The sequence below is a fragment of the Staphylococcus kloosii genome (assembly GCF_032139365.1).
GTDB classification, from domain to species: domain Bacteria; phylum Bacillota; class Bacilli; order Staphylococcales; family Staphylococcaceae; genus Staphylococcus; species Staphylococcus kloosii_A.
On record NZ_JAVTDB010000076.1, the window covers coordinates 66,772 to 83,678 of the forward strand.

The following is a 16,907-nucleotide window of genomic DNA, read 5'->3' on the forward strand; positions in this document are numbered from 1 at the left end:
AGCTTGATACAAGCGCATTTTTATTTCAGTCATCGACTGCCCATATAAAAGTAGAGCCTGAAGACAATGAAGTCTCAGGCTCATTTTTGCATGTTTGTTATACAAAACATGCAAGTATTGAACTATTATCAATACTTGCATGTCGTTTAAATATTATGCCCAACCACGGTAACGTGCTGCTTCTGCAGTCCGTTTAATACCTACAATGTATGCAGCTAAGCGCATATCAATTTTACGATTTTGAGCTAATTCATAAATTGTATCAAATGCTGTGATTAATTTTTCACGTAATTTTTCGTTAACTTCTTCTTCTGTCCAGTAATAACCTTGGTTATTTTGAACCCATTCGAAATAAGAAACTGTAACGCCACCAGCACTTGCTAGTACGTCTGGTACAAGTAATATGCCACGTTCAGTTAATATTCTAGTACCTTCTGGCGTTGTAGGACCGTTCGCAGCTTCTACTACTACGTCTGCTTTAATGTCATGTGCATTATCAGCAGTAATTTGGTTTGCAATCGCTGCAGGAACTAAAACATCACAATCAATTTCAAATAATTCTTTGTTTGAAATCGTTTCTTCAAATAGATTAGTAACAGTACCGAAACTGTCTCTGCGGTCTAATAAATAATCAATATCTAAACCTTCAGGATCATGTAATGCACCATAAGCATCTGAAATACCTACAATTTTAGCACCCATATCATATAAGAATTTAGCTAAAAAGCTACCCGCGTTACCAAAACCTTGAATAACTACACGAGCACCTTCGATTTGTTTATTTCTTCTTTTAGCCGCTTGTTCAATAGCAATAACTACACCTAATGCAGTAGAACGGTCACGTCCTTGTGAACCACCTAATACAATTGGTTTACCTGTAATAAATCCTGGTGAGTTAAATTTATCTAGAGAACTATATTCATCCATCATCCATGCCATAATTTGAGAATTTGTAAAAACATCCGGTGCCGGAATATCTTTAGTAGGCCCTACAAATTGAGAAATCGCTCTAACATATCCACGAGATAAACGTTCAACCTCATGAATACTCATTTGACGTGGGTCGCAGACGATGCCGCCTTTACCGCCACCATATGGTAAGTTAACAATTCCACATTTTAGTGACATCCACATTGATAATGCTTTTACTTCTTCTTCATCAACATCTGGGTGGAATCTAACTCCACCTTTAGTTGGTCCTACAGCATCGTTATGCTGTGCACGGTAACCAGTAAAAGTTTTAACAGTCCCATCATCCATTCTTACTGGTATTCTTACTTGTAAAAATCTTAATGGTTCTTTGATTAAGTCGTACATTCCATCATCAAAACCCAATTTGTGCAAAGCTTCCTTAATAATATCTTGTGTAGAAGTAACCAAATTATTATTCTCAGTCATGATTCATTTCGCCTCTTTTTCGTAACTAATGATTTCGCTTTCATAGTAATTGTAACATAACTTTTAGCTTTTTAAAGTGTAATTACTATACTAGTTTGATGAACTTTTATGCTATTTAAAAACTGCTTTTACTTTGTCTAATGCGTAGTCAATTTCTTCCTTAGTAATAACTAAAGGTGGTGCAAAGCGAATAACCGTATCGTGCGTTTCTTTACATAGAATTCCTTGCTCTTTTAAAGCTTCACAATAAGGTCTAGCGTTTTCGTTCAATTCAATTCCTATGAATAAACCACGACCTCTTACTTCTTTAATAGCAGGATGATCAATCTTTTGTAACGCTTCTTTGAAATAGTTACCCAATTCTAATGAACGGCCAGGTAAATCTTCATCTATAATAACGTCTAGTGCAGCAATGGAAGCAGCACAAGCTAATGGATTACCACCAAATGTAGAACCGTGAGAGCCAGGCGTGAATACGCCTAATACTTCTTCGTCAGCTAATACAACTGAAATTGGTAGTACACCGCCACCTAATGCTTTACCTAAAATATAAACATCTGCTTTAACGTCATCCCAGTCAGTCGCAAATAATTTACCTGAACGACCTAAACCTGCTTGGATTTCATCGGCAATAAATAAAATATTATGTTTATCACATAATTCTCTAATTTCTTTTAAATAACCTTCTGGAGGTACATTAATGCCTGCTTCACCTTGGATTGGTTCGATAAGGACAGCAGCTGTATTTTCATTAATAGCAGATTTTAATGCTTCAATATCACCAAAATCAACTTTACGGAAACCTTCTAATAAAGGACCATAGCCACGTTGATATTCTGCTTCAGATGATAAAGAAACTGGTGCCATAGTACGGCCATGAAAGTTGCCATTGAATGCCACAATTTCTGCTTTATCTGGTTCAATATTTTTTACTTCATAAGCCCAACGTCTTGCAGCTTTAAGTGCAGTTTCAACCGCTTCAGCACCAGTGTTCATTGGTAGTGCTTTTTCTTTTCCTGCAAGTTTACATATTTTTTCATACCATGCACCTAAGTTGTCGCTATGGAAAGCTCTAGATACAAGCGTTACTTTATCAGCTTGATCTTTCAACGCTTGAACTACTTTAGGGTGTCGATGTCCTTGGTTAACAGCTGAATATGCAGCTAGCATATCCATATATTTATTTCCTTCAGGATCTTTTACCCATACCCCTTCAGCTTCCGAGATAACAATTGGTAATGGAACATAGTTATGCGCCCCATAATGATTTGTAACCTCGATGATTTCTTCTGATCTTGTCATGATATCTCCCCTTTAAAGTTATTATGGGCTATAAAGCCACAATCAATCATATCCTTAGCATAACGTATTTAGTGGATAACTGAAACTATTTTCCTAAGTAAATCTTAACCTTTAATGATAGTGTTTCAATGTAATGAAAGTAACTTTGAATAAACGATATAATAATTTGTATATTTATCTATAAGAAATTTATTTTGACACAGACAAACCTTATTTTTATTCAAAAGTAATGATTATAAAATTATCATTATTTCAACCTATTTTGTTCTATATAACACTCCCTATATTTTAAAATCCAATCAATTTTGTTCGATTAAAGACCACATAAACTTACAAGGTAACTATGAATAGAAAAATAGTAACATCGATAATAACTAATAATCTTTGCATGAAGCTAATTAATTTAGTTGCGCTGTTGACCAAAATAAAAAAACAACTTATTTCATTCTGAATACATCAGTGAAATAAGTTGTTTTAATTTAGGCTTATATTTCAAATCAAACTTGCGATTTATTGTTCATCTTTTCTTGGTAAAGGATAAAATCCTATATTAAATTGGTCCCATAATTTTGGAGGTAATTCATGTTTATCAGTTCTTTCTGGATCGAAGTATGACACGATGTCATCTTCTTTACCATTTTCAATTTTACCAACAAATTGATAGTCTAATAAAATTTCTCTACCTAAAGCAATTAAGTCAACATTACCTGATTGGATAGCTTCTAATGCTTGTTCTGCTGTGAAAATAGAACCAATACCTATTAATGGCATACGTCCGTCTATCCATTGATGTAATAACTTAACTCTTTCTTCACCAGCATATTTACCATCGCGCGTCTTAGAATGAACATCCATTAAAGATACATGTAAATAATCTAAAGGTTTTTCTATAAGTGTTTTAACTAATGATTCAGTAATTTCCATACTGATGCCTGGTGATTCTGCTTCTTCAGGTGAAAATCTATAACCAACGATAAATGAATCGTCAGCATATTGTTCTTTAGCTTTTAACACTTCATCTACCACTGCAGTTGGGAATTTTAATTTATCTGTTCCCCACTCGTCAGTTCTTCTATTGTAATATGGTGATACGAATTGATGAATAAGATAGTGATTGGCACCATGTATTTCCACGCCATCGAATCCTGCTTGAGCTACTCTTCTTGTTGCTTCACCAAATGCTTTAATTGTTTCATGAATTTCATCTTCAGTTATTTCACGCGCATCATGTTCTTCTTGTTGGCCAAAACTTTTAAGTGAAATTGGTGTAGGCGCAGCTACATCTCCACCAGGTGTTAAGTTTGGTAATGCCTGCGCTCCACCATGGTGAATTTGAACAACTGCTTTAGCACCATTTTTTTTCATTACGTGTGCTAATTTTTTCAAACCTTCTAAATCTGTATCATGTGCTACTGAAGGTTGGCCAGGGAATGCCTTACCTAAATCAGTCACATTACTTGCTGCTGAAATAGCTAAACCAACATCTTGTGAACGTTGTTCCATGTAATTAATTTCGTCTTCTGATGCCGTACCGTCATCGTTTGATGATATGTGTGTTAAAGGCGCTAAGACAAATTTATTTTTCAAAACTACTTTATTAGGCAAAGTTACACTTTCAAATAAAGGGGTAAATCTTTCATTCATATTATTTTCCTCCTTAATGATTCCATTACTATAGCACGCCAATATTAACGATACTAGTTAACTGCTTATTCATAATAACTGAAAAAATAATTGAGGTGAAATTATATGCTTGCGCATACATATTAGAAAGTAAAAAAACTAACACTTCTTATTAAAGTGTTAGTCTCCCAAGACTCTTAATCTTGTTTCATATCGTCTTTCGACTGTTTTATCCAAACCGGTAAGCGTTCTTTAATTGTTTGAAACCCATATTTTTCAGTTTCTTTGATTTCATCCAATACTGATTGCTTTTCTTTTTTACGCTCATAATTTTTGAAATAATCATTATCTTTTAAAGACAAATTCAATTTACCTTCATTATCTATAGAAATAACTTTAGCTCTAACAATTTGCCCTTCCGATAAGAATTTTTTCAAATTATGCACATAATCATCCATGATTTCAGATATATGGATCAAGCCTTCAATATTATCAGGGGTTTCAACAAATGCGCCATACGGTTGAATACCAGTCACACGTACTTTAATGTGTTGACCAATTTTATAATGATGATCCACCTTGATAACCCCTTATATCGTTATACTTAACAATCTAATAATAGCATAAATAATAATAAGGGACTAATGTTTAGTGAAAAAATTACTTCATTTGGTAAAAAATAGTACTGTTTATAAAATCATGCTATAAAAAAGCCGAAAACTAAATGTTTCCGGCTACTTATAATATGAAACGCATTATATTTATAACTTTAAAATGTTTGAACTTTATTTTTATTTATCTAAAACATCAATTGAATCGATAGTAATATCATGTAATGGTTTGTCTTGAGGTCCTACTTTAGTGCGCGCAATATCTTCTAACGTAGTTTCACCTTCTATTAATTGGCCAAAAACTGTATGTTTTTGATCTAACCAAGGTGTACCGCCTTTTTCTGCATATCTATCGACAATTGGTTGTGGCCAACCACCATCTGCTAATTGACTTAACATTGATTCTGGCACTTCATTCATTTGAACGATGAAAAATTGTGACCCATTTGTGTTTGGTCCCGAATTCGCCATTGATAACGCACCATAAATATTGAAAGCTTCTAGAGAAAATTCATCTTCAAATGGTTTACCATAAATACTTTCGCCACCCATACCAGTAGCTGTAGGGTCTCCACCTTGTACCATAAAGTCATTAATTACACGGTGGAAAGTAATGCCATCGTAGTAACCATTTTTAGCGTGCGTAACAAAGTTTTCTACAGTTTTAGGTGCTACATCAGGTAATAATTTGAATGTCATATCACCTTTATTTGTATGCATCACTAATTTAATTTCATTGTCTTTTACTGCGTTATCTAATTGAGGGTAGTTTGTCATTTTAATTCTCCATTTCATGTTAATATGATAATAGTATTCTAACATAAATGAAAGGAAGTATTGAATATGTTATACCGTTTTGCACATAAAACTGGCGTTTACGGCGTTAGTATCGTAGAAGAACAAAACAATCAAATATTAGTACAAATCGAACAAGTCATTAAACACCCTAAACAAGGTGATTTACATAATCCTAAAGCAACAAAAAATGTATTTTTTCATGAACGTAAAGCTTTAAGTCAATTCGAAAAGCGTTATACTTCTCAATCTCAATTGAAAGAATTTAACGAAGAACCGCTTCCTTATGTCGAATCATTGCAACTTGCAATTAGTAAATTAGAAGAACGCCTACAACACAAGCAAGATGAATACGCACGACGTTCATTAGAAAATTTACAAAATTTAAAAGAAGATTATTCTATTCAATATAAAGAAAAATTTAAATAAAAACACTTACTTTCTTCTTATTTAATAGTACACTGAAATCCTTTATATATAAGCGATTGACGTTTTTCAGAATAGTATTAATCATGTATAATGTTGTTATATACTTTTTTAAGGGAGGCATATTTAATGAGCTTGTTGCATATAGCGGTATTGTTACCGTTAATATTTGCCCTCATTATTCCTTTTGTGTATCGACTTCATAAACGGATTCATTTAGGCTGGTTCGTATTACCAATACCATTAGTCTTATTTATTTATTTTATCTCATACATAAGCACAACAATGTCGGGTGATACCGTTTTACTAGAAGCAAACTGGATGCCAAAGTTCGGTATGAACTATGATCTTTACATAGATGGTTTAAGTTTATTATTTAGTTTGCTTATTACTGGAATTGGTACGTTAGTCGTGCTTTATTCAATCAGTTATTTAAGTCGAAAAGAACAATTAGGGAATTTTTACTGTTATCTATTATTATTCATGGGTGCAATGTTAGGCGTGGTCTTATCTGATAATATCATCGTTCTATATTTATTTTGGGAATTAACGTCTTTTTCTAGCTTTTTACTTATCTCATTTTGGCGTGATAATTCAGCGTCTATATACGGTGCACAAAAATCAATGCTCATTACAGTCTTAGGCGGGCTATGTTTGTTAGGTGGTTTGATTTTATTATCAATAGCCACACACACAACAAGCATTCACGAAATGATTGCCAATGCAGACAATATTCAAACTAGTCCGTATTTTATTTTATCAATGGTACTTGTATTAATTGGTGCTATGACAAAATCTGCACAATTCCCATTCTACGTATGGTTACCAGATGCCATGGAAGCGCCAACACCTGTAAGTGCTTATCTGCATTCAGCAACTATGGTTAAGGCTGGTTTATACTTAGTCGCACGTATGACCCCGATTTTCGCAGTTTCTCAAGGTTGGATTTGGGCAGTGACGATGATAGGACTTGTGACACTTTTCTGGGCTTCTTTAAATGCCACAAAGCAACAAGATTTAAAAGGTATTCTCGCCTTTTCAACAGTGTCGCAGCTTGGCATGATAATGGCAATGTTAGGTATCGGAGCTGTTAGTTATCATTTTGAGGGTTCTGATAGTCAAATTTATAGCGCGGCATTTACTGCAGCTATATTCCATTTAATCAACCATGCTACATTTAAAGGCGCACTCTTTATGATTACTGGTGCTGTAGACCATAGCACAGGTACACGTGATGTAAAAAAACTTGGTGGCCTCGTGACTATCATGCCTATTTCATTCACACTGACTTTAGTTACAGCTTTAAGTATGGCAGGTGTGCCACCGTTCAACGGCTTCTTATCTAAAGAATCTTTTTTAGAAAGTGTTATTGAAATCACACATGTTAATTTATATAACTTAAATTCTATTGGTCTATTATTACCCATCGTCGCTATTATCGGTAGTATTTTCACATTTGTGTATTCTGTAAGATTTATCGGTCAAATTTTCTTAGGTAGTTATCACGAAGATAAATTACCGAAAAAAGCACACGAATCATCACTATTAATGCTAATATCTCCTACTATCTTGGCTTTATTAGTTGTCGTATTTGGCTTTTTCCCTAATTTGATTACGGGTTCAATCATAGATCCTGCAGTCAATTCAATTAGTAAATCTGTAAGTGAACCAGCAGAATTTCATTTTTTCCATGGCTTCACACCAGCATTTTTCTCTACACTCTTAATATATGTGTTGGGAATTATACTTATTTTGACATTTAGTTATTGGGTGCGTTTACTACAAGCACAACCTGATAAATTAACAATCAACTACTGGTACAACAATAGTGGTCAATCTGTTCAATCATACTCTAGTAAATTTACAGATACTTATGTTACAGGATTTACACGTAATAACTTAGTTATTATTTTTCTAACTTTAATTATAATGTCAGCTATTGTGTTATTTGTTTCACCTGTTTCTATTAATTTTAAAGATGTCAGCAATATTAGAGGATTTGAAGTCGTTATCGTTATATTAATTTGTGTAGCTGCAACGATGATGGTCTTAGCACATTCCAGACTCTTTAGTATTTTAATGGCTAGTGCTATTGGATATGCTGTAGCGGTATTCTTTATTTATTTTGGTGCGCCAGATTTAGCGTTAACGCAATTCGTAGTAGAAACTATTTCAACAGCATTGTTCTTATTATGTTTCTATCATTTACCAAACTTAAATCGTTATAACGAATCTAAAAGCTTCAAAACAGTCAATGTCTTAATATCAATTGGCGCAGGTTTAGTAGTCACTATTATCGGTTTAATTGCTTATGGAAATAGACATTTTGCATCTATCGCTAATTATTATAAAGCACACGTTCATGATTTAGCTCATGGTAAAAACATGGTAAACGTCATACTTGTCGACTTCCGTGGTACCGATACTTTGTTCGAATCTTCTGTTTTAGGTATAGCAGGCTTAGGTGTGTATACAATGATTAAATTACGTTCTAAGAAAAATACAAGTATTAAAGGAGGTAATAATAATGAACAGACAGAAAAATAATTTAATTTTTCAATATTCAGCTATTGTTATCTTCTTTTTAATCGTCATGTTCGGACTTTCACTGTTTTTAGCAGGACATTATACGCCGGGTGGTGGCTTCGTAGGTGGCTTACTACTTTCAAGTGCACTGGTTATCATTGCAGTCGCATTTGATATTAAAACAATGCGCAAAATCTTTCCTTGGGATTTTAAAATTTTAATTGGCATTGGTTTGTTATTTTGTGTAGCTACACCTATGGCAAGTTGGTTTTATGATAAAAACTTCTTTACTCATAAACCATTTGAAATACCACTTATCATTTTAAAGCCAATGCATTTACATACAGCTACGTTTTTTGATTTAGGTGTTATGTTTGCAGTAATTGGCACAGTTATGACTATTATATTATCGATTGGGGAGAATGAATAATGGAAATATTGATGATATTTGTTTGTGGCTTTCTCACTGCAATGAGCGTCTACCTCATTCTCTCTAAAAGTTTAATCCGTATCATTTTAGGGACAACGCTACAAACGCATACGGCAAATTTATTTTTAATCACTATGGGCGGCTTAAAACAAGGTGGCGTTCCAATTTATGAAAAGGGCATCACTCAATATGTTGATCCTATCCCACAAGCCCTCATCTTAACAGCAATAGTAATTTCATTTTCTGTAACAGCATTCTTTTTAGTGCTTGCATTTAGAAGTTATAAAGAACTGGGCACAGATAACGTCGAACAGATGAGAGGAGTGCTTGAAAGTGATAGCGAGTAACTTACTTATGTCAGCATTGGTAATCCCATTGTTGACAAGTATATTGTTAATTTTTCTTGGCAAACGCCCCATGATCAAACGTTACATTGCCTTAGGTGGCACGTTAATTACCTTGTGCTTTAGTTTAATAAATTTATACCACGTCTATAAAGATGGTCCAATCAAACTTGAACTCGGTTCTTGGAAGGCACCTTATAGTATTGTCTTTGTTTTAGATTTATTCAGTGGTTTACTTATTGTTACAAGTTTAATCATCACCGCATTAATCATCTTATATTCATATAAAACAGTTGGTATCGAACGGGAAAGATTTTATTATTACTTCGCAATTATGTTTATGATTACTGGTGTTAACGGCGCGTTTATGACTGGAGATATTTTTAACTTATTCGTATTCTTCGAAGTCTTTTTAATATCTTCATACATTTTATTAGTAATTGGTGGCACGCAAATACAATTAAGTGAAACGATTAAATATGTACTGGTTAATGTAACTTCTTCGGCCTTTTTCGTTATTGCCGTAGGTATGCTTTACTCGGTCGTTGGTACATTAAACTTAGCAGATATTAGCGACAAACTTAGCCAATTATCACCAAAAGACAGTAACGTCGTAATTATCATATTCGTCGTGTTTATTTTTGTTTTCGCTACTAAAGCTGGCGTATTCCCAATGTACATATGGTTACCGGGAGCTTACTATGCGCCACCAACTGCGATTATCGCTTTCTTTGGTGCATTACTAACGAAAGTCGGGGTATACGCTATCGCTAGAACAATAAGTTTATTTTTCCGCGATACCTCATCACTACCCTACTACCTATTATTATTCTTAGCTATATTAACGATAATATTCGGTTGTTTAGGTGCTATTAGTTACAGTGATATTAAGAAAATCATCCTATATAATATTATGATTGCTATTGGCGTTATATTAGTCGGTGTGGCAATGATGAATCAAGCAGGTATGATGGGCGCGATTTACTATACGCTTCACGACATGTTAATTAAAGCGGGTCTATTTTTCTTAATTGGTGTTATTTATAAAATAACTGGCTCTTATGATTTGAAGCACTTTAGTGGGTTAATTAAACATTATCCTATTTTAGGTTGGACATTCTTTATAGCAGCATTAAGTTTGGCAGGCATACCTCCATTTAGTGGTTTTTATGGTAAATATTACATTGTGGAAGCAACTTTCCAAAAAGGATTTTATTTAAGTGGTATTGTCGTCTTACTATCAAGTTTAGTCGTATTATATTCAGTCGTACGTATTTTCTTAAAAGGATTTTTCGGTCTATCTTCTGGATATGACTATAATCCAAAATTACAATATCGCAGTACATTAACAATTTCTGTTGTTACCATTGTACTCACAATCATTTTTGGTTTATCAGCAGACGTATTACAACCAATGATTAAAGATGCAGCATTAACTTTCTATGACCCAAGTGAATATGTATCTCACGTGTTAGGAGGTAAATAATATGGCCATTCAAATATTAGTCAACTTAATGTTAGCCATTCTGTGGTTCTTCTTAACAGGCAGTTATACGTTAAATAATTTTATTCTAGGTTATATATTTGGGCTTATTCTCGTAATACTTTTACGCAGTATTTTCCCTGGTAGATTGTACATCGTAACGTTATATAAAATCATTAAATTAGTCGTCGTTTTCTTTATAGAACTTATCAAAGCAAATCTTGATGTTATCAAAATTGTGACCAAGCGCAAGATTACTAATGAGCCCGCATTTTTCACTTATAACACTGATTTAAAAACAGATTGGCAAATCGTACTCTTATCTACGTTAATCACTTTAACTCCAGGTACTATTGTCTTAGGTATAAGTGATGATCGCACAAAAATTTTCGTCCACTGTATTGATTTCAGTACAACAGAAGAAGAAACCGAAGGCATAAAATCATCACTTGAAAAAGTGGTAAGAGAGGTAGGCGAAACAACATGAATTATTCAATTATTATAATTATCGCACTTATCATCGTGTCGTTATCGATGTTAGCAATGCTAATTCGTGTAATTAAAGGCCCTTCTCTTGCCGATAGAGTTGTCGCGTTAGATGCCATGGGCATTCAATTAATGGCTATCATCGCATTATTTAGTATTTTTTTAGGTACAACTTATATGATAGTAGCTATTTTATTAATAGGTATTATCGCCTTTTTAGGCACAGCGGTATTCGCCAAATATATGGATAAAGGTAAGGTGATTGAACATGATAACGACAATAATCATTAGTATTTCCCTTATATTCGTTATCTTAGGCGCATTAATTAGTGCCCTAGCAGCCATAGGTATATTACGTTTAGAAGATGTATACTCCCGAGCTCATGCAGCAGGTAAGGCAGCAACGTTAGGTTCTATCTTCCTATTAGCCGGTGTGTTTTTATTCTTTATCGGTAAAGAAGGCTATGCAAATATGCAGTTAATAATAGGTATCTTATTCATATTAATTACAGGTCCACTAGCCAGTCATTTAATTATTAAAGCTGCATATAATTTAGAAACACCATCATCTAAACGACTCAAACAAGATGATATTCCAGAAACTTTGAAAGATAAAAAAATATAAATATTTAAACGTCTAAATTACTTGGTACCCTTACTAAGTTAATTTGGACGTTTTTTATTGCTTTTTTTTATATTATCCATTATTATAAATCGTAATTATTCCTATTTAAACAAGGAGTGTATTTATGCAACAATGGACTATTATTGGTGGTGGCATTCACGCTGTTACTATCGCCCTCAAATTAAGATCTATGGGGCTAGCACAACATCAGTTAACGATTATTGACCCACATAATAATTTATGTGAACAATTTGCCGAACGAACAAGTAAAATTAATATGCCCTTCTTACGTTCACCATGTGTACACCATGTACATCCAGATCCTTTTCATTTAAAACAATTTGCTAAAATTAATCAGTATACCAACTGTACCTTAGGAAAATATCAACGACCTCAAACAGAGATGTTTATGGACCATATACATATGCTCATACATCAATTTAATTTAAATCATTGTCATATATCAGCCTCTGCAACTGATATTTCACGTATTGATAACCAATGGTCAATATTACTAGATAATAATACGAAAATAACTACTAACAATGTCATCATTGCATTTGGTAGTTATCATGATAAAAATATACCATCAATATTTCAGCAACAACCTGACATTCAACATATATTCGATGATAATCATATTAATTTCGAAGGAAGTTCTCATGTTGTTGGGAGCGGTATTTCCGCCGCTCATATAGTAAATAAACTACTAAAACAAGATGAGCGTATCGTTCATTTATGGCTAAATAAAACGCTCTCGATTCATGATTTTGACGCAGATCCAGGTTGGTTAGGCCCTAAAAAAATGACTTACTTTGAATCCATTACTGATTCTCATCAACGTTTATTACTACTTAACAAAGAACGTCACAAAGGGTCTATGCCAAGGGAATTGTATTTAAAATTAAAACATTATCAAGAACAAGGTCGATTGATTATTCATCAAGATAAAATAAATGATGTGAAGCAACATCACATCATTACAGACGCTAACAAAATATTTTATGATCATATCATATTAGCCACAGGATTTAGTAACAGCATATATCAACTACCACTTATTAAAAAGTTAATTTTAAACTATCATGCACCAATGGCTAAATGTGGTTTACCACAATTAACAGATGACCTAGCTTGGCTACCAAACTTGCATGTTAGTGGTGCATTAGCTGATTTAAAATTAGGACCTTTCGCACGTAATATTGCCGGCGGTCGAGAAGCTGCTAAACGCATAGCAACGGTATATCATAGAAGTGTATACGCGAGTTAAAAATTCCTATTTAAAAAGGCTGAACAATTAAGATTTAATTGTTCAACCTTTTTATTAGCCTTTACGTTCTTTGATTGCCATTGTACCTCTCATGATACAAATTAATCTGTCCGTATCGTCTTTAATTTCGATGTTCCAAACTTGTGTCGTTTTACCTTCATGGATAATCGTTGCGGTGGCATAGATTGTACCTTCCACAGTAGAACCAATGTGATTAGCATTCATTTCTAAACCAAGCGGTATATAATGATCAGTATCTATAATATATGCTGCTCCCATTGAGCATGCAGTTTCACCTAATGCTAAACTTGCACCTCCATGTAAGTAACCAAATGGTTGTTTAACCTTATCAGTGACTGGCATAGAAACGACCATTAATCCATGCTCTTGCTTTTCAATCTTCATCTCTAAAGCATCTAACATCGTACTCATCACGCAACACCCCTTTTATTAACTTACTCATTATAATATCATAGCGGCTATTGTTCCGAAAATGATTAAAGGTACGTTATAGAATATAAAATTAGGTACACACGTATCACGCACATGGTCATGCTGTCCATCAACATTTAAACCGGCTGTTGGACCTAAAGTAGAATCACTCGCAGGTGAACCTGAATCACCAAGTGCACTCGCTGTACCGATTAATGCGATAAGTGCCATTGTACTTAAACCTAAAGATTCGCCTAACGGAATAAATAACGTTGCGATAATCGGTATAGTCGCAAATGAAGAACCAATACCTAATGTCACGATTAAACCGATTATATACATTAAAATAATACTAAGCAGTTTGTTACCGCCAGTAATATCACTTAAACTATGTACTAATTGGCTAATGTCTCCTGTCTTATTCATAACCCCGGCAAAACCATTAGCTGTCAAAATAACGACACCAATGTAAGCCATAATTTGAATACCGTCGACAAATTTTTGATCCAAATCTTTCCAGTTATAAGCTCCAGAAACAAAGAATGTTAAGACACCCGCTAAGGAACCAAATATCATAGAATCTGTTAGCGTTTGAACTGTAAACGTTGCGATAATGGCAATGATTGTAATAACAATGACATAAGGTTTTAAAGTTACTTCTGCTACTTCACTTTCATCTTTATGCTCAATATATTTTCTTGGTTTACGATAATAAATTAAACCTACAATTAAACCTACAATATACCCCATTGAAGGTATAATCATAGCTTTCCAAATCATACTCATTTCTATTGGATGATGTGCCTTCGTAAATCCTTTCAAAATAATTTGGTGGAAAATTTGACCAAAACCAAATGGTAGTAGCACGTATGGGAAACATAGTCCAAATCCTATAATCAAGGCAATTTGACGTCTATCAATATTCAACTCATTAAATAAACTAATTAATGGTGGTATCACTATTGGAATAAATGCAATGTGTACTGGTATTACGTTTTGACTCATAATACTTAATACTAATAATGCAATCATAATAATTACTTTAACTTTGACACGTGACATTTTCGAATTCTCAGCACGTATTGCTTTAATAATTTTTAACACAAGGTAATCTGTAATACCACTATAAGATATTAAAGCAGCGAAACCTCCTAATAAAGCATAACTTAGTGCAACCTCAGCACCATCTACAATATTTTTACCGAATACGGTCACAATATCTGCGACACTCATTCCGGCTATCAAGCCACCCACTAGCGCACTAATGAATAAACTAATAACTACATTTAATCTACATAAACATAGAATAATCATTACTACGACGGCTACAACGACTGCATTAAACACAATTCAAAACTCCTTTACCACATTATCGAACTAAAGCATCATGAAATTTATATTATCAATCTGTATTACCTTTGTCAATAAAAATAAAACAAATCATAATCAATATAAAAAGTTGAACTACTACCTTTATTACTTAACACTGTATCAATACTTATCTATTTATTAATTTAATTTGTATTGTCAATATGTGTATAAGTTAGATATAGTTCAACTTATGATTTTATATTATAAGCTTCTTAACCACTGTACGATTGTAGGGATCATATAACCCGTTGGCCCTTTAGGACCATTAAATGATGCTTTATGTGTCGTAGCTGGACCAGCAATATCAAAATGTAAATGGGGTGTATCACCAGCGAAATGGCTAATAAACGTAGCTGCAAATAATGCTTTACCGTGTCCATTTGTATGATTTACCAAATCAGCGACATCTGTTTGTCGGATTAAACGTTGCTCTGTTGCCGTCATCGGTAATTCAAAGACCAACTCATCCACTTCACTAGCATGTTCTAAAATCGTAGCTAACGGGGCTTTATCATTATTCTTAAAAACTGCTGCTTTATCTTCTCCTAATGCTACTACAGCTGCACCTGTTAAAGTAGCAAAATCTAATATAACTTGTGGTTTAAACTGATTTGCATAAAAGACTGCATCTCCTAATACGAGTCTACCTTCTGCATCAGTATTTAACACTTCCACTGTTTCACCACTCAACGCCGTGAAAACATCGTCTGGTTTCATTGCTTCACCATTTATCATATTTTCCGAAGCTACGATAACACCAACAATATTAATTTTTAATTTAAGTAAACGTGCCGCTTCAATCATGCCAATTACATTTGCAGAACCACACATATCATATTTCATAGTCTGCATACCTAATTTTGATTTAATTGAATAACCACCAGAATCATACGTAATACCTTTACCTACTAATGCAATCGGTGCCTCATCACTTGATGTTCCATTATAAGTAAGCGTAAATACGCGCGCAGGATTACTCGAACCTTTACTTACTGCGTGAACTAGTCCAAAACCTTCATTTTGTAATTGCGTTTCATTTTTAACATCCAATTGTACTACTGTATCTTTAAAATGCTCAGTTAATACTTCTTCATAATAACTAGGTGTTAAAATATTAGGAGGCATGTTACTATAATCTCTTGCTAAATTTATCGCCTGGCCTATTGCTTGCCCCTGTTGCACAGAAGTTATGATGTGTTGATTCTCACTATGTAAATTGATTACTAATTCATAAGGTGCTTTTTTCGTCGTTTTATAATTATCAAATTCATATATTGCACGCATGCTTTGTTGTCCTAACAATTCTGCTATTCTTTCTATTGGCAATGCTTTTGCGTCAAAGCTATCAAATAACACTGATGCTGTTGTTACATTTTCAGCTTTTAAAAATTGGAATAAATTGCCAAATACTTCTGCAATATCAGATGACGCCAATTGTTTTAAATTAGCTAATCCAATGGTTATCAGTCGGTACTTCTTATCATTAATTTGCAGTTGCGTCTGATATATTTTTCCTACTTGACTTCCGACTATATGATCATGTTTCAGCTGTGATAAGTCTTCTGTAATATCTACGTCATCTACTACAATAGGTTGCGTTAATTGATTTAAATGTCCTGCTACTCCAACGATCAACGTTTGATCAAATGCTTTGTCCTTTGTGTTAAATTGAATGTTCATTAATATCATTCCCCTTTAATTAAAAATAAAAAGCCTATCTTAATCAGATAGGCTTTTTGTTACACAGCATATCCTAACTAGATACTACTGTCGTATTATTAATTT

Annotated in this window: 17 protein-coding genes; 9 read left to right on the top strand and 8 right to left on the bottom strand. The window is 33.7% G+C overall.

What is annotated here, in order from left to right:
- Nucleotides 1–153: 153 nt before the first annotated feature.
- The 5 genes from RPL90_RS10465 to RPL90_RS10485 all read right to left on the bottom strand — a co-directional run bounded on the left by RPL90_RS10465 (nucleotide 154) and on the right by RPL90_RS10485 (nucleotide 5,711).
- Nucleotides 154–1,398 (bottom strand): Glu/Leu/Phe/Val family dehydrogenase, encoded by a 1,245-nt coding sequence (locus RPL90_RS10465; RefSeq protein WP_313548987.1) that lies wholly within the window; start codon nucleotides 1,396–1,398, stop codon nucleotides 154–156.
- Nucleotides 1,399–1,509: 111 nt separating this feature from the next.
- Nucleotides 1,510–2,700 carry an ornithine--oxo-acid transaminase gene (locus RPL90_RS10470; RefSeq protein ID WP_313548993.1) on the bottom strand — a complete coding sequence of 397 codons (1,191 nt, stop codon included), beginning with the start codon at nucleotides 2,698–2,700 and terminating at the stop codon, nucleotides 1,510–1,512.
- 510 nt (nucleotides 2,701–3,210) lie between these two features.
- The gene (locus tag RPL90_RS10475; RefSeq protein WP_313548998.1) at nucleotides 3,211–4,344 is read right to left on the bottom strand and encodes an NADH-dependent flavin oxidoreductase; all 1,134 of its coding nucleotides are present in this window, start codon (nucleotides 4,342–4,344) and stop codon (nucleotides 3,211–3,213) included.
- A gap of 176 nt (nucleotides 4,345–4,520) precedes the next feature.
- Nucleotides 4,521–4,901, bottom strand: coding sequence for a S1 domain-containing post-transcriptional regulator Ygs (gene ygs / locus RPL90_RS10480; protein ID WP_313549002.1), 381 nt, complete (start codon nucleotides 4,899–4,901; stop codon nucleotides 4,521–4,523).
- 213 nt (nucleotides 4,902–5,114) lie between these two features.
- Entirely contained in the window at nucleotides 5,115–5,711 is a 597-nt protein-coding gene (locus tag RPL90_RS10485; protein WP_313549007.1) for a peptidylprolyl isomerase, read from the bottom strand.
- 66 nt (nucleotides 5,712–5,777) lie between these two features.
- Between RPL90_RS10485 and kapB the strand changes: the two genes are divergently transcribed.
- The 9 genes from kapB (at nucleotide 5,778) to RPL90_RS10530 (ending at nucleotide 13,319) form a co-directional block, all read left to right on the top strand.
- Nucleotides 5,778–6,158: a sporulation phosphorelay system protein KapB gene (gene kapB / locus RPL90_RS10490; RefSeq protein WP_313549010.1), complete on the top strand. Its 381-nt coding sequence runs from the start codon at nucleotides 5,778–5,780 to the stop codon at nucleotides 6,156–6,158.
- Nucleotides 6,159–6,284: 126 nt separating this feature from the next.
- Nucleotides 6,285–8,702, top strand: a complete 2,418-nt coding sequence (locus RPL90_RS10495) for a Na+/H+ antiporter subunit A (protein ID WP_313549013.1) — start codon at nucleotides 6,285–6,287, stop codon at nucleotides 8,700–8,702.
- Nucleotides 8,683–9,111, top strand: coding sequence for a Na(+)/H(+) antiporter subunit B (locus tag RPL90_RS10500; RefSeq protein ID WP_061855137.1), 429 nt, complete (start codon nucleotides 8,683–8,685; stop codon nucleotides 9,109–9,111). Before RPL90_RS10495 ends, RPL90_RS10500 begins: the two co-directional genes overlap by 20 nt.
- Entirely contained in the window at nucleotides 9,111–9,458 is a 348-nt protein-coding gene (gene mnhC1, locus RPL90_RS10505; RefSeq protein WP_103294906.1) for a Na+/H+ antiporter Mnh1 subunit C, read from the top strand. The genes RPL90_RS10500 and mnhC1 overlap by 1 nt, the downstream gene beginning before the upstream one ends.
- Nucleotides 9,445–10,941, top strand: a complete 1,497-nt coding sequence (locus RPL90_RS10510; protein WP_313549021.1) for a Na+/H+ antiporter subunit D — start codon at nucleotides 9,445–9,447, stop codon at nucleotides 10,939–10,941. The genes mnhC1 and RPL90_RS10510 overlap by 14 nt, the downstream gene beginning before the upstream one ends.
- 1 nt (nucleotide 10,942) lies before the next feature.
- Nucleotides 10,943–11,425, top strand: a complete 483-nt coding sequence (locus RPL90_RS10515) for a Na+/H+ antiporter subunit E (protein ID WP_313549027.1) — start codon at nucleotides 10,943–10,945, stop codon at nucleotides 11,423–11,425.
- On the top strand, nucleotides 11,422–11,715 hold the full coding sequence (locus RPL90_RS10520) for a Na(+)/H(+) antiporter subunit F1 (RefSeq protein ID WP_313549032.1): 294 nt from the start codon (nucleotides 11,422–11,424) through the stop codon (nucleotides 11,713–11,715). Before RPL90_RS10515 ends, RPL90_RS10520 begins: the two co-directional genes overlap by 4 nt.
- Nucleotides 11,693–12,049: a Na+/H+ antiporter subunit G1 gene (locus tag RPL90_RS10525; RefSeq protein ID WP_313549036.1), complete on the top strand. Its 357-nt coding sequence runs from the start codon at nucleotides 11,693–11,695 to the stop codon at nucleotides 12,047–12,049. The genes RPL90_RS10520 and RPL90_RS10525 overlap by 23 nt, the downstream gene beginning before the upstream one ends.
- A 124-nt stretch (nucleotides 12,050–12,173) precedes the next feature.
- The gene (locus RPL90_RS10530; protein ID WP_313549041.1) at nucleotides 12,174–13,319 is read left to right on the top strand and encodes an FAD/NAD(P)-binding protein; all 1,146 of its coding nucleotides are present in this window, start codon (nucleotides 12,174–12,176) and stop codon (nucleotides 13,317–13,319) included.
- 54 nt (nucleotides 13,320–13,373) lie between these two features.
- On the opposite strand, the gene RPL90_RS10535 is transcribed toward RPL90_RS10530, so the two are convergent.
- The 3 genes from RPL90_RS10535 to RPL90_RS10545 form a co-directional block, all read right to left on the bottom strand.
- On the bottom strand, nucleotides 13,374–13,751 hold the full coding sequence (locus tag RPL90_RS10535) for a PaaI family thioesterase (protein WP_313549046.1): 378 nt from the start codon (nucleotides 13,749–13,751) through the stop codon (nucleotides 13,374–13,376).
- A 30-nt stretch (nucleotides 13,752–13,781) separates the two neighbouring features.
- On the bottom strand, nucleotides 13,782–15,098 hold the full coding sequence (locus RPL90_RS10540) for a Na+/H+ antiporter family protein (RefSeq protein WP_313549051.1): 1,317 nt from the start codon (nucleotides 15,096–15,098) through the stop codon (nucleotides 13,782–13,784).
- A gap of 225 nt (nucleotides 15,099–15,323) precedes the next feature.
- The gene (locus RPL90_RS10545) at nucleotides 15,324–16,802 is read right to left on the bottom strand and encodes a M17 family metallopeptidase (protein ID WP_313549056.1); all 1,479 of its coding nucleotides are present in this window, start codon (nucleotides 16,800–16,802) and stop codon (nucleotides 15,324–15,326) included.
- Nucleotides 16,803–16,907: the final 105 nt, after the last annotated feature.